The following is a 13,435-nucleotide window of genomic DNA, read 5'->3' on the forward strand; positions in this document are numbered from 1 at the left end:
ATGGTGTGAATACGGTGCCCTAGTCGTGCTTGCTGCATTGGCGTTCATCCAGGTATTCACACACATCGTTTCGTATGGATGCGTCCATGCATAGCTGATTGGCCCGCCACGTATAAATGACCACGCCGTGGTCCAGGCTCTGCGATTTCGTTTCGCCCAGCGTGTCGATCAGGCGCTGCACGGGCTTGTCGATGTAATCGGCGCGGTCGAGCAAAACCTGGCGCATCAGGGCTTCTTTCGCGTCCCTGTCCCTGCGCACGCGCGCCGTCAATCGTAAGTAGCGCGAACGAAACCAAAGCACGATCGCAACCGTCAACGCCAGGATGAGCAGCATCTTCATGTCAGTGGACCTCGAGCCGGGCTGTCGTCGTGGCCCTTCGATTGGCGTGACGACACGTCAGCCGCGCGTGCTGTCGTCCTGAAAGCCGTTCTTGCCGACGAAGATCTCCTTCAGCGCGGCGCGCAGCGTGACCGGATCGTATTGGCCGGGCGCGAGATGGATCACGTAGCGCGTCTGGCCGTCGAGCCGCGCGGCGAGCGCGGGTTCGATCTCGACGTCGATCGTGTCGTCCGTCAGGCGCACCGACAGATCCTTGACGCGCGCGGTGACCTGGTCGCGCACCATCACTTCGATCAGCGCGTCGTCCGGAAAACGCGACAGCGCGAAGCAATAGTCCTGCTCGGCGTCGTGACAGTAGATATTGGCGAAGCTTTCGTCGTCGTCGAGATCGGACGTCGCCGCGCCGATGGTGGCGTGAAGTTCCATGAGTGTGGGTTCCTGCGTATGGGAGTAGGGGTTATCGGGTGGAATGGTGTGCTGTTTCGATGGCGGCTGCCGCATCGGGCGCGACACCGATATCGCACGACGCATCGGCATCGCGCGCCTTCAGCCACAACCCGAATTCGCGCATGACTTCGACGACGGGCCGCAGCCGGTCGCCGTCGGCGGTCAGATCGTACTCGACCCGCACCGGCACTTCCGGATAGACGGTGCGCCGCACGAGCCCGGCGTCTTCGAGCGCGCGCAGGTCGAGCGTCAGCATCCGCTGCGAGATGCCGGGCATGTCGCGCCGCAGGTCGCTGAAGCGCCGCGGCCCGTCGAGCAGATACGACACCAGCAGCAGCCGCCAGCGGCCGCCGAGCAGGCGCATCGCTTCTTCAACGGAACATCCTGTCGCACTCGTTTTCATCGTGCCGAATCCTGGTCGGTAAATTTTTTGTGACAACGGCACAAACGACTGCCGTCTTCTCAGCGCTGCGCCGATGCGAGATATTAGCGCCCGCGTCGCGGCGAATCGATACATGGACAACCCACGAAGGACACGCATGAAGCTCTATCACGCTCCCGGAAGCTGTTCGCAGGCCATTTGCATCGTGCTGCGCGAAGGCGGCATCGACGCGGAAGTCATCCAGGTCGACGCGCGCAAGCATGTCATTGAAGACGGGCGCAATTACTACGATGTGACCGAACTCGGCTACGTGCCGCTGCTCGAACTCGACGACGGCACGCGGCTGCGCGAAGGGCCGGTGATCGCGCAGTATCTTGCGGATCTGTGTCCGCAGGCGGGGCTCGCGCCGGCGTACGGCACGCTCGCGCGCTATCGGCTGATGGAGTGGCTGAATTTTCTCACGGCGGAAATCCACAAGGGCTTCATTCCGCTGCTGTACGCGGTGCAGGCGGGCAAATACGTCGACCCGGCGAGAACGAAGCTCGACAGCCGCTTTGCGTGGATCGATCATCAGCTCGACGGCAATACGTTCTTGATGGGCGACTCGTTCACGCTCGCCGATGCCTACCTGTTCGCGCTGACCGGCTGGGGCAAGGCGGAATGGCTGCGGTCGGTGTACCACGCGGATATCGACCTGACCCGCTATGCGCATCTGCGTGCGTGGTACGAGCGGGTGCGGGCGCGGCCGGCGGTGCGGGCGGTGCTGGAGGCCGACGGGCTCGCGCGGTAGCAGGCGACGGCGGTCGCGGAGTCGGCACGTCGTTACGCTTCATCGACGCGCCGCCGCACAGCAAAACCCCGCGCTATAATCCCCGCCATGAAATTCCTCCGGACGCTCATCCTGCTGCTGCTCTGCGCGGTGCTGCCCATCAGCGGGCTGGCAGCCAGCGGCCTGGCCGGGGAATGTCCGATGATGCAGCAGGGCATGTCGATGTCGATGTCGATGGACACGGACGCCGGCATGTCCGCCGACATGCCGGGCTGCGATTCGATGCAGTCGTCGTCCGCCGGCAAGCCCCACGCGAAAGCGAAGGGCACGGCCTGCAAGCTGACGGCGCAATGCCAGTTCGGCAGTCTCTATCATCCTGCCGCTCGCGCCGAAGTCAGTCGCCCCGCGGCATTCGCCAGCACCGTCGCGTTCCACTACGCGCAAATCCTCCCGGTCCGCGATCCGAACGGATTGTGGCGCCCTCCACGCCTCAGCTGATCCCGATCCGATAGGTTCGCCGCATTCGCGGTGAGGTTCGTCCTGTATCAGGACGTGGAATCCCTATGGGGTTCCGCCGTTGGGGTTCAACCATGTCATTCCATTTCGGCACGCCGCTTGCGCGGCGTGCACGTCGGCGCGCGCCCATGCTTTGGGCGGCGCTGCTGGTGGCGGGCGCCGTTCACGCGCAGCCATCGCCTGTCACGCTGGACGCCGCGCTGCAGTCCGCCACCGATCATTCCGCTTCGATGCAGGGCGCGCAGGCGTCGGTGCGCGCGAGCGCGGAGGCGGCCGTGAAGGCCGGCCAGCTGCCCGACCCGATGCTCAAGGCCGGCATCGACAACCTGCCGGTCAACGGCGGCCAGCGCTTCACCGTCGGCCAGGACTTCATGACGATGCGCCGCATCGGCATCGAGCAGGAGTGGGTGTCCGGCGACAAGCGGCGCCTGCGCTCGGCGCTCGCCAACGAGCAGGTCGGGCGCGAGCGCGCCGGCTATCTCGCGCAGCTCGCGAGCGTGCGCCAGCAAACCGCGACGGCCTGGCTGAACGCCGTCTACGCGAAGCAGGCGCTCGCGCTGCAGCAGGCGCTGCTCGATCACATGAACCATGAGCTTGAAGCGACGAAGGCGTCGTATCGCGGCGCGAAGGCAAGTGCGGCCGATGTCGTCCAGGCGCGGGCCATGCTCGCGCAGACGCAGGATCAATTGCTGAAAGCGCGGCAGGTCTACCAGACCGCGCTCATCGCGCTGTCGCGCTGGACCGCCGTGCCGGTCGACGACGTTGCGGGCGCGCCGCCCGCGCCGGAATCGTTCGTGTCATCGCTGCCGCCGGACGAGTTGCGGCTGTCGCAGCCGGCGCTGATCACCGCCGCCGACGATATCGCGGTTGCCGAGGCCGATACGGCCGTCGCGGACAGCGAACGCAGCCCGAACTGGACGTGGGAAGTCGCGTACCAGCAGCGTGGCGGCGCGTATTCGAACATGGTGTCCGTCGGCGTGACGATCCCGCTGCCGCTCAATCGCAAGAACCGCCAGAACCGCGACGTCGCCGAAAAAGCCGCGCTCGCGACGAAGGCGCGCCTGATGTACGAGGACACGCTGCGCCAGGTGCAGGCCGATATCCGCACGCAGTCCGCGACGCTCGCGAGCGGTCGTGCGCGCATCGCGAATCTCGGCGACGCATTGCTGCCCGCCGCCGACCAGCGCGTGCAACTGGCGAACGCGGCCTACCGTGCCGGCACAGGCTCGCTCGCCGATACGTTCGCCGCGCGCCGCGCGCAACTGGATGCGCAATTGCAGGTGCTCGATCTCCGGCGCGAGGTGTCGCAGACCTGGGCGCAGCTCGAATACCAGGTCGTGCCGTCGACGCTGGCCGCCGCGCAATAAAGGAGAACGACATGACGAAGCAAACATGGGCCCGCGCGGCCGTGCTGGCGTTCGCCGGTGCCGCGCTGCTCGGCACGGGTTATTTCGTGGGCGCACGCCATGCGGCAAGCGCCGCGACTGACGCCGCCGCCTCGGCCTCGACCGGCCAGCCCGGTTCGACGAGCGGCCGAAAGGTGCTCTACTGGCACGACCCGATGGTGCCGAACCAGCATTTCGACAAACCGGGCAAGTCGCCCTTCATGGACATGCAACTGCAACCCGTCTACGCGGACGAAGGCGGCGGCGCGTCCGGCATCCGGATCGACCCGGGCCTGCAGCAGAACCTCGGCATCCGCTATGCGACCGTGCGCAGGCAGCAGGCAGCGGCCGGATTCGATGCGGTGGGCACCACGCAGTTCGACGAATCGCGCGCGGATGTCGTCCAGTCGCGCGTCACCGGCTACATCGACCGTCTCTATGCGCGCGCACCGATGCAGCGCATCGCGAAGGGCGCGCCGATCGCATCGCTGTTCGTGCCCGACTGGCTCGCGCCGCAGGAGGAATACCTCGCGCTCAAGCGCGGCGGGATGGACGCCAGCCTGCTCGATGCATCGCGTGCACGGATGCGGGCGCTGTCGATTCCCGACGGCATGATCGCGAGCCTCGATCGCACCGGCCGCGCGCAGACGCATGTCGTGCTGACCGCACCGGAAACCGGCGTCGTCAGCGAGCTGAACGTGCGGGGCGGCGCGATGGTCGCGCCCGGCCAGACGCTCGCGAAGATCGCCGGGCTGTCGACGCTGTGGCTCATCGTCGAGGTGCCGGAAGCGCTTGCGCTGAACGTGCAGCCGGGGATGGCGGTCGATGCGACGTTCGCGGGCGACCCAACGCAGCATTTCACCGGACGCATCCGCGAAGTGCTGCCCGGCATCAGCACGAGCAGCCGCACGCTGCAGGCGCGCGTGGAGATCGACAACGCGGCGCTGAGGCTCACACCCGGCATGCTGATGCGCGTGCGGGTCGCCGCGCGGCAGACGGTATCGCGCCTGCTCGTGCCGTCCGAGGCGGTGATCGCGACCGGCAAGCGCTCGATCGTCATCGTGAAGAATCGCGACGGCCGGCTCCAGCCCGTGACGGTGACGGTGGGCAACGACGTCGGCAGCGACACCGAAGTGCTCGGCGGGCTGAACGAAGGCGACACGGTCGTTGCATCGGGGCAGTTCCTGATCGATTCCGAGGCGAGCCTGAAAAGCGTGTTGCCGCGGCTGGAAAGCGGCACCGGCGCGAGCGGGGCAGGCGCGATGCCCGCGTCGGTGCCGATAGCGACGGCACCGGTCTACGAAACCACCGGCAAGGTCGAACAGGTCACGGCCGACGACATCACGTTCTCGCATCAGCCCGTTCCGGCGCTCGGCTGGGGCGCGATGACGATGGCGTTCGGCAAGCCGTCGGCCACCGCGTTCCCGGACGTGAAGCCGGGCCAGACGGTGCGCTTCGCGTTCACGCAGGGCGACGACGGTTACCGGCTGACGAAGGTCGAACCGCAGGGAGGCGAACGATGATCGCGCACGTCATTCGCTGGTCCGTCCACAACCGCTTCCTCGTGCTGCTCGCCACCGTGCTGATTGCCGCATGGGGTGTTCATTCGCTGCGGCAGACGCCGCTCGATGCATTGCCCGATCTGTCGGACACGCAGGTGATCGTGAAGGCGTCGTATCCGGGCAAGGCGCCGCAGATCGTCGAGGATCAGGTGACCTATCCGTTGACGACCACGCTGCTCGGCGTGCCCGGCGCGAAAACCGTCCGCGCGTATTCGTCGTTCGGCGACGCGTTCGTCTACGTGCTGTTCGACGACCGCACCGATCCGTACTGGGCGCGTTCGCGTGTGCTCGAATACCTGAGCCAGGTGCAGAGCCGTCTGCCTGCCGGCGCGACGGTGTCGCTCGGGCCGGATGCGACCGGCGTCGGCTGGGTATACGAGTACGCGCTCGTCGATCGCACCGGCCGTCACGATCTCGGGCAACTGCGTGCGCTCAACGACTGGTTCCTGAAGTTCGAGCTGAAGGCGGTGCCGGACGTGTCGGAAGTCGCGAGCATTGGCGGCATGGTTCAGCAGTACCAGGTCGTGCTCGATCCCGACAAGCTGCGCGCATACGGCATCACGCAGGCGGAAGTCGCGAGCGCGCTCGGCAACGCGAACCAGGCGTCCGGCGGTTCGGTCGTCGAGCTGGCCGAGTCGGAGTACATGGTGCGCTCGACCGGGTACCTGCGCACGCTCGATGATTTCCGGCACGTGGTGCTGCGCACGAACGACGCCGGCACGCCGGTGCTGCTCGGCGACGTCGCGCGCATCCAGGTCGGCCCGGCGATGCGGCGCGGGATCGCGGAGCTGAACGGGCAGGGCGAGGTGACGGGCGGCGTCGTCGTGATGCGCTCGGGCAAGAACGCGCTGACCACGATCGATGCGGTGAAGGCGAAGCTCGCCGACCTGAAGCGTTCGCTGCCGCCCGGCGTCGAGATCGTCACGACCTACGATCGCTCGCAGCTGATCGCGCGCGCGGTGGGCAACCTGAAGGACAAGCTGATCGAGGAGTTCGTGATCGTCGGGCTCGTCTGCGCGATGTTCCTGTTCCACCTGCGCAGCGCGTTCGTCGCGATCCTGTCGCTTCCGCTCGGCGTGCTGGCCGCGTTCATCGTGATGCGCTACCAGGGCGTGAACGCGAACCTGATGTCGCTCGGCGGGATCGCGATCGCGATCGGCGCGATGATCGACGCGGCGATCGTGATGATCGAGAACGCTCACAAACATCTCGAAGCGTACGACCACGCGCATCCCGGCGAGCCGATCACGGCCGCGCGACGCTGGGAACTCGTCACGACGTCGGCCGCGGAAGTCGGGCCCGCGCTGTTCTTCTCGCTGCTGATCATCACGCTGTCGTTCATCCCGGTGTTTTCGCTGGAAGGGCAGGAAGGCAAGCTGTTCGCGCCGCTGGCGTTCACGAAGACCTACACGATCGCCGCGGCCGCCGGCCTGTCGGTGACGCTGGTGCCGGTGCTGATGGGCTATCTCGTGCGCGGCCGCATTCCGCACGAGCACGCGAACCCGCTCAACCGCGTGCTGATTCGCGCGTACCGTCCGCTGCTCGAAGCGACGCTCCGGCGCCCGTGGATCGCGATCGGCATCGCGGTCGTCGCGCTCGTGCTGACGGCCGTGCCGCTGTCGCGGCTCGGCGGCGAATTCATGCCGCCGCTCGATGAAGGCGACCTGCTGTACATGCCGACCGCGCTGCCCGGCATCTCGGCCGACAAGACGAGCGAGCTGCTGCAGCAGACCGACCGGCTGATCAAGAGCGTGCCCGAGGTCGACACGGTGTTCGGCAAATCGGGCCGCGCCGATACCGCGACCGATCCCGCGCCGCTCGAGATGTTCGAGACGACGATCCGCTTCAAGCCGCGCAGCGCCTGGCGGCCCGGCATGACGCCGGAGAAGCTCGTCGACGAACTCGATCGCACGGTGAAGGTGCCGGGGCTGTCGAACGTGTGGGTGCCGCCGATCCGCAACCGGCTCGACATGCTGTCCACCGGCATCAAGACGCCGGTCGGCGTGAAGATTTCCGGGCCGGACCTGGCCGGCATCGACGCGATCGCGAAGCAGGTCGAGGCCGCCGTGAAGCCCGTGCCGGGCGTGACGTCCGCGCTCGCGGAACGGCTGAACGGCGGCCGCTATATCGACGTCGACATCGACCGGCTCGCGGCCGCGCGCTACGGGCTGTCGGTGGCCGACATCCAGTCGGTCGTGTCGACGGCGGTCGGCGGCGACGACGTCGGCGAAGTGATCGCGGGGCGCGAGCGCTTTCCGATCAACCTCCGCTACCCGCGCGAGGTGCGCGATTCGGTCGAGAACCTGCGGCAGCTTCCGGTCGTCACCGCGCGCGGCGCGCAGATCCGCCTGGGCGACGTCGCACGCATCGCGATCGCCGATGGCCCGCCGATGATCCGCAGCGAGAACGCGCGACTGTCCGGCTACGTGTACGTCGATCTCCGCGGCGTCGACCTGAGCACCGCCGTCCGCACGATGCAGCAGGCCGTCGCACAGCAGGTCGCGTTGCCGCCCGGCTATTCGATCGCGTGGTCGGGGCAGTTCGAGTATCTCGAACGCGCGGCGGCCAGGCTGCGCACCGTCGTGCCGGTGACGCTCGTGGTGATCTTCGTGCTGCTGTTCCTCACGTTCGGCTCGGCGACCGATGCGCTGCTGCTGATGTCGACGGTGCCGTTCGCGCTGGTCGGCGGCTTCTGGCTCGTGTGGGCGCTCGGCCACGCGGTGTCGGTCGCGACGTCGGTGGGCTTCATCGCGCTCGCGGGCGTGGCCGCCGAATTCGGCGTCGTGATGCTGCTGTACCTGAAGGGCGCACTGCAGCGCCGGCTCGACGCCGGCGAACCGCTGACCGATGCGCTGCTGCTCGACGCGATCCGCGAGGGCGCGGTGCTGCGCGTGCGGCCCAAGGCGATGACGGTGGCCGTCGTGCTCGCCGGCCTCGTGCCGATCATGGTCGGGCGCGGCGCCGGTTCCGAAGTCATGCAGCGCATCGCCGCGCCGATGGTCGGCGGCATGGTCACCGCGCCGCTGCTGTCGATGTTCGTCATTCCCGCCGCCTGGCTCCTGCTGCAGCGCCGTCGTGCGCGAAGCGCGGGCCATGCGTGGCATTCCGAAGCAGTTCCTCACGGCACGAACGTGCCATCCATCCCAACCGGAGAATCCCGATGAAGAAGTTGATCACTGTTACCGTTGCTGCCGCCGCTGTGCTCGCTGTCGGCACGTTCGTCACCCCCGCCTTTGCAGCCGGCGACATGGCCGGCATGGACATGTCCGGCATGAAGATGTCGTCGGGCGGCATGGCCGAGTCGAATGCCGCGCTGACCGACGCCGAAGTGAAGAAGGTCGATGCCGCGACCGGCAAGATCACGCTGAAGCACGGCGCGCTCGAGAACGTCGGGATGCCGCCGATGACGATGGCGTTCAAGGCGAAGGACGCGGCGATGCTCGAGCACGCCCATGCGGGCGACAAGGTCAAGGTGCGGATCGAGAAGGTCGACGGCACGCTGACGATCGTCAAGCTGGTGAAGGCGTCCTGACCTGAGCGCATGCCGGTGCGTCGTCCGTCCGCGAGGCGGGCGGCTGCACCGGGGCCGTGCGCGTCGGGCCGGAAGTCGCGCGTGCGGCCGGGTTTGACGGTGCGCGAAGGGCTGGGGAGCGGCCACGCACGAGATCCGCACCTTCATTTCAACAATGCTTGAAATGTTGAAATGAAGCCGCTATCCTTCGCGCCATGGACTCCAATCTCGTCGTGCGCGCCTTGGGCGCGCTTGCTCATGAAGCGCGCCTGGCCATCTTTCGCGCGCTGGTCGTGGCCGGGCCCGAAGGGCTGCCGGCTGGCGCGATCGCCCAGCAGATCGGGCTGTCGCCATCGAGCCTGTCGTTTCATCTGAAGGATCTGTCGCACGCCGACCTGGTCACCGCGCGCCAGGACGGCCGGTTCATCTATTACGCGGCGAATTTCGAATCGATGAGCGGGCTCATCGGGTTCCTGACCGAGAACTGCTGCGCCGGCGCGGCCTGCGGTGTGCCGACGGTGCCCGATTGCTGCGGAGGCGATGCATGACCGGCTCGGACGTTGCACAACCGCCAGCCGTGGCGGCGCAGCCCGTCATCGGCTTCTTCGAGCGCTACCTGAGCGTGTGGGTGGCGCTGTGCATCGTGCTCGGCATCGCGCTGGGCCAGGCGTTGCCCGGGCTCTTTCAGCACATCGGCCGCATGGAATACGCGCAGGTCAACCTGCCCGTCGGGCTGTTGATCTGGGTGATGATCGTGCCGATGCTGGTCAAGGTCGATTTCGGCGCATTGCATGAGGTTCGGCAGCATGTGCGGGGGATCGGCGTGACGCTCGTCGTGAACTGGCTCGTCAAGCCGTTTTCGATGGCATTGCTCGGCTGGCTGTTCGTCCGGCAGCTATTCGCGCCGATGCTGCCCGCCGACCAGATCGACAGCTATATCGCCGGCCTGATCCTGCTGGCCGCCGCGCCGTGCACGGCGATGGTGTTCGTGTGGAGCCGGCTGACGGGCGGCGATCCGCTGTTCACGCTGTCGCAGGTCGCGCTGAACGACAGCATCATGGTGATCGCGTTCGCGCCGCTGGTGGGCCTGTTGCTGGGGATGTCCGCGATCACGGTGCCTTGGGCGACGCTGCTCACGTCGGTCGTGCTCTACATCGTCATCCCGGTGATCCTCGCGCAAGTATGGCGCAGGCTATTGCTCGCGAAGGGGCCGGCGGCGTTCGACCGCGCGATGGCGAAGATCGGCCCGTGGGCCATCGCCGCGCTGCTGGCCACGCTGGTGCTGCTGTTCGCGTTCCAGGGCGAGGCGATCCTGAAGCAGCCGCTGGTGATCGCGCTGCTCGCGGTGCCGATCCTGATCCAGGTGTTCTTCAACGCAGCGCTCGCCTATGGGCTCAATCGTCTCGTCGGCGAGAAACACAGCATCGCGTGTCCGTCGGCGTTGATCGGTGCGTCCAATTTCTTCGAGCTGGCCGTGGCCGCCGCGATCAGCCTGTTCGGCTTCCACTCGGGCGCCGCGCTCGCGACCGTCGTCGGCGTGCTCATCGAAGTGCCGGTGATGCTGCTCGTCGTGCGCGTCGTCAATCGTTCGAAGCGCTGGTACGAGTGCGCGTGAAACCATTCAGGAATCCGGAAATGACCGACATCACGATCTATCACAACCCCGATTGCGGCACGTCGCGCAACACGCTGGCGATGATTCGCAACGCCGGCGTCGAGCCGCGTGTCGTGCTTTACCTCGAAGCGCCGCCGAGCCAGGCAGCGCTGCGCGCGCTGATCGCGGCGATGGGCGTGCCCGTGCGCGACGTGCTGCGGCGCAAGGGGACACCGTATGAAGCGCTCGATCTCGACAATCCGAAGTGGAGCGACGACGACCTGATCGGCTTCATGGCCGCTCACCCGATCCTGATCAATCGCCCGATCGTCGTCACCCCGCTCGGCACGCGGCTGTGCCGTCCGTCCGAGCAGGTGCTCGACATCCTGCCCGATCCGCAGAAGGGGCCGTTTGCGAAGGAAGACGGCGAAATCGTGATCGATGCGGAGGGCAAGCGTGTCTGAGCGACTGAACGATCTGCCGCAACTCGACGCCACGCTGTTTCGCGTGCCGGACGCGAGCCGGCTGCAACCCGCGCGGCCGTCGACGCATCCGCCTCGAATCGTGTTGCTCTACGGGTCGTTGCGCACGCGCTCGTTCAGCCGGTTGCTGGTCGAGGAGGCGGCGCGGTTGCTGGCGGCGATGGGCGCCGAAGCCAGGATCTTCAATCCGGCCGGCTTGCCGCTGCCTGACGATGCGCCCGACGACCACCCGAAGGTGGCCGAGTTGCGCGAGCTCGTGCAATGGTCGGAGGGCATGGTGTGGTGCTCCCCCGAGCGGCACGGCGCGATGACCGGCGTGATGAAAGCGCAGATCGACTGGATTCCGTTGTCGGTCGGCGCGGTGCGGCCGACGCAAGGCAAGACGCTGGCGGTCATGCAGGTCAGCGGCGGATCGCAGTCGTTCAATGCGGTCAACCAGATGCGCGTGCTCGGCCGCTGGATGCGCATGCTGACCATCCCGAACCAGTCGTCCGTCGCGAAGGCGTTCATGGAATTCGGCGACGACGACCGGATGAAGCCGTCCGCGTATTTCGACCGGGTCGTCGACGTCATGGAGGAGCTGGTCAAATTCACGCTGCTGACGCGCGACGTCGGCGCGTATCTGACTGACCGGTACAGCGAGCGCAAGGAAAGCGCCGAGCAACTGTCGCAGCGTGTGAACCAGACGCGCATCTGAATCGCTTGCGGGCCGGCGGCGCGACGATGCGTCGTTCGCGCCGGGCAGCGGGATCGTGCCCGGCGCGTCCGTTGAGTCCGTCGAGCAAGTTCAGCGCGCCAGCGTCAGGAACAGATACCCCGCATACCCCGCGCCGTTCGCGAGCAACGCCCAGATCGCCAGCCCGCGCGTGCGCGCATTGACGCGCAGCCACGCCGCCGCCGCGAGCGTGATGATCACGCCGGTCAGCACTTCGGGACGCGGCTCCCACGGCGTCAGCATGATGCCGATCGCCGGCAGCAACGTGCCCTGGAACACCATCGCGCCGGTGATGTTGCCGAACGCGAGCGTGTCCTTCCCGCGGCGGATCCACAGTACGCTGTTGACCTTCTCCGGCAGTTCCGTCGCGATCGGCACGATGATCAGCGACAGCAGCAGCGCCGATACGCCCAGCGCGTGCGACACGCCTTCCACGCCGTGAATGAAACCCTTCGCCCCGCCGACCAGCAGCGCGACGCCGAGGAGCAGTTGCAGCGCGATCGTCGCGAGGTTGGTCGGCACACCCAGGCGCGACAGGAACATCGTGTGCGGCGCCTCGGTGCCGTGCCCGGCATCGACGAGCTGGCTTGACGCCCGGAACGTCATCACGACATACATCACGTAGATGCCCACCAGCATCGCCGCGAGCAACGCACGCACGGCCCCGTTGTGATGCGGGACGAACATCGCGGCGGTGGCCAGCGAGAACGCGGCGAGGAAGTAGTTCATGTCGCGCACGAAGCCCGTGCGTTCGGGCGCGATCGTGCCGCGCAGCCCGCGCGAGCGGATCACGGCGAGCGTCATCAGGAAGGTGGTGAGCGTCGCGAGCATCAGCGGCGCGCCGAGAATCGCGCCGACGCCGATCTCCTCGTTCACGGCCTGGTTCGCGGTGCCGCCGGCGAGCGCGAGCAGCGGCACCATCGTTTCGGGCAGCGCGGTGCCGACGGCCGCGAACAGCGAACCGGTGACGCCTTCGGAAATCTTCAGGCGCTCGCCGAGATGTTCGAGCGCGTTGGTGAAGACCTCGGCGGCGATGAGGATGACGACCAGCATGAACGCCAGTTCGACAAACATGAGAGTCATGCGGCACCTCCGCAGGCATGCGCGCGGACGGCGGCGAAACGCGGGGACAGGGCGGTGTGGGACATGGGGACTCCGTGGTCGGACGCTGACGAACCATGGCGCATCCGCCGACGTCCGACCAGGAACGACGCGATGCGCCCATGGTCTCGCCAAGCCAATCAGGCTGATCGTGCCACGGCCGCAGGCCGAGTGTGTTGACACGATCGCTTTCCGGGGACGGAAAGCAGGCTACTCCCCAAAGACGAAGGGCAGTCTAGCCGGGCGAATTGCTTTCGGCAAGCCTTCATCTCAAAAAAATATACCCCTCTCCCCTATAGGGGCAGCCTTCCGGAGCTATACTCCCCCTCCCTATGCAGGAGTCCGTCATCGATGAGTCATACCGTTCGTGAAAAACAGAAGCTGCTGAACCGCGTGCGCCGTATCAAGGGCCAGGTCGAGGCGATCGAGCGCGCGCTCGGGGACGAGCGCGGCTGCAACGAGGTGCTGCAATTGATCACGAGCTGTCGCGGCGCGATGAACGGGCTGCTGGCCGTCGTGCTGGAAGACCACATTCGCGAGCACATGGTCGATGCACATGGACCGGACGAGCACGAAGGCAGCGCGACCGAGCAGCTGATCGACGTGGTGCACAGCTATTTCAAGTGATCGG

15 protein-coding genes and 1 riboswitch are annotated in these 13,435 nt (G+C 67.0%); of the genes, 11 read left to right on the forward strand and 4 right to left on the reverse strand.

All coding sequences use genetic code 11. The annotated features are described in order from the left end of the window. Positions 1-19: 19 nt before the first annotated feature. Genes LGM56_RS14620 through LGM56_RS14630 form a run of 3 tightly spaced genes read right to left on the reverse strand, consistent with a single transcriptional unit; the run spans position 20 to position 1,190 of the window. The gene (locus LGM56_RS14620; protein WP_226205337.1) at positions 20-340 is read right to left on the reverse strand and encodes a hypothetical protein; all 321 of its coding nucleotides are present in this window, start codon (positions 338-340) and stop codon (positions 20-22) included. 57 nt (positions 341-397) lie between these two features. Next, a complete protein-coding gene (locus LGM56_RS14625; RefSeq protein ID WP_089497819.1) occupies positions 398-766 on the reverse strand; it encodes a hypothetical protein in 369 nt (122 codons plus the stop codon). Positions 767-797: 31 nt separating this feature from the next. Continuing rightward, entirely contained in the window at positions 798-1,190 is a 393-nt protein-coding gene (locus LGM56_RS14630) for a winged helix-turn-helix transcriptional regulator (RefSeq protein WP_089428429.1), read from the reverse strand. Between the two features lie 136 nt (positions 1,191-1,326). On the opposite strand from LGM56_RS14630, the gene LGM56_RS14635 reads away from it, so the two are divergent. The 10 genes from LGM56_RS14635 to arsH all read left to right on the forward strand — a co-directional run bounded on the left by LGM56_RS14635 (position 1,327) and on the right by arsH (position 11,685). After that, positions 1,327-1,959 (forward strand): glutathione binding-like protein, encoded by a 633-nt coding sequence (locus LGM56_RS14635; protein WP_226205338.1) that lies wholly within the window; start codon positions 1,327-1,329, stop codon positions 1,957-1,959. Between the two features lie 87 nt (positions 1,960-2,046). Then, positions 2,047-2,436, forward strand: coding sequence for a hypothetical protein (locus LGM56_RS14640; protein WP_226205339.1), 390 nt, complete (start codon positions 2,047-2,049; stop codon positions 2,434-2,436). Between the two features lie 92 nt (positions 2,437-2,528). After that, positions 2,529-3,821, forward strand: a complete 1,293-nt coding sequence (locus LGM56_RS14645; RefSeq protein ID WP_226205340.1) for a TolC family protein — start codon at positions 2,529-2,531, stop codon at positions 3,819-3,821. 11 nt (positions 3,822-3,832) lie between these two features. Continuing rightward, positions 3,833-5,362 (forward strand): efflux RND transporter periplasmic adaptor subunit, encoded by a 1,530-nt coding sequence (locus tag LGM56_RS14650; protein ID WP_226205341.1) that lies wholly within the window; start codon positions 3,833-3,835, stop codon positions 5,360-5,362. Continuing rightward, complete coding sequence (locus LGM56_RS14655) at positions 5,359-8,565, forward strand: efflux RND transporter permease subunit (RefSeq protein WP_226205342.1); 3,207 nt, start codon at positions 5,359-5,361, stop codon at positions 8,563-8,565. The genes LGM56_RS14650 and LGM56_RS14655 overlap by 4 nt, the downstream gene beginning before the upstream one ends. Continuing rightward, positions 8,562-8,933 (forward strand): copper-binding protein, encoded by a 372-nt coding sequence (locus tag LGM56_RS14660; RefSeq protein ID WP_089497813.1) that lies wholly within the window; start codon positions 8,562-8,564, stop codon positions 8,931-8,933. Before LGM56_RS14655 ends, LGM56_RS14660 begins: the two co-directional genes overlap by 4 nt. Before the next feature lie 194 nt (positions 8,934-9,127). Continuing rightward, positions 9,128-9,460: an ArsR/SmtB family transcription factor gene (locus tag LGM56_RS14665; RefSeq protein ID WP_226205343.1), complete on the forward strand. Its 333-nt coding sequence runs from the start codon at positions 9,128-9,130 to the stop codon at positions 9,458-9,460. Beyond that, a complete protein-coding gene (gene arsB, locus LGM56_RS14670) occupies positions 9,457-10,527 on the forward strand; it encodes an ACR3 family arsenite efflux transporter (RefSeq protein WP_226205344.1) in 1,071 nt (356 codons plus the stop codon). Before LGM56_RS14665 ends, arsB begins: the two co-directional genes overlap by 4 nt. A 20-nt stretch (positions 10,528-10,547) precedes the next feature. Further along, positions 10,548-10,970, forward strand: a complete 423-nt coding sequence (arsC, locus tag LGM56_RS14675; RefSeq protein WP_226205345.1) for an arsenate reductase (glutaredoxin) — start codon at positions 10,548-10,550, stop codon at positions 10,968-10,970. Next, entirely contained in the window at positions 10,963-11,685 is a 723-nt protein-coding gene (gene arsH, locus LGM56_RS14680) for an arsenical resistance protein ArsH (protein ID WP_226205346.1), read from the forward strand. The genes arsC and arsH overlap by 8 nt, the downstream gene beginning before the upstream one ends. Before the next feature lie 90 nt (positions 11,686-11,775). Here the strand turns inward: arsH and LGM56_RS14685 are convergent, their stop codons facing one another. After that, positions 11,776-12,786: a sodium:calcium antiporter gene (locus LGM56_RS14685; RefSeq protein WP_226205347.1), complete on the reverse strand. Its 1,011-nt coding sequence runs from the start codon at positions 12,784-12,786 to the stop codon at positions 11,776-11,778. An 81-nt stretch (positions 12,787-12,867) separates the two neighbouring features. Beyond that, positions 12,868-13,035: riboswitch (yybP-ykoY riboswitch) on the reverse strand. Positions 13,036-13,155: 120 nt separating this feature from the next. Between LGM56_RS14685 and LGM56_RS14690 the strand changes: the two genes are divergently transcribed. Then, positions 13,156-13,431 (forward strand): metal/formaldehyde-sensitive transcriptional repressor, encoded by a 276-nt coding sequence (locus LGM56_RS14690; protein ID WP_089428418.1) that lies wholly within the window; start codon positions 13,156-13,158, stop codon positions 13,429-13,431. The last annotated feature ends 4 nt before the right edge of the window (positions 13,432-13,435 follow it).

Origin of the sequence: Burkholderia sp. AU38729 (assembly GCF_020419725.1) — a bacterium.
GTDB lineage: Bacteria > Pseudomonadota > Gammaproteobacteria > Burkholderiales > Burkholderiaceae > Burkholderia.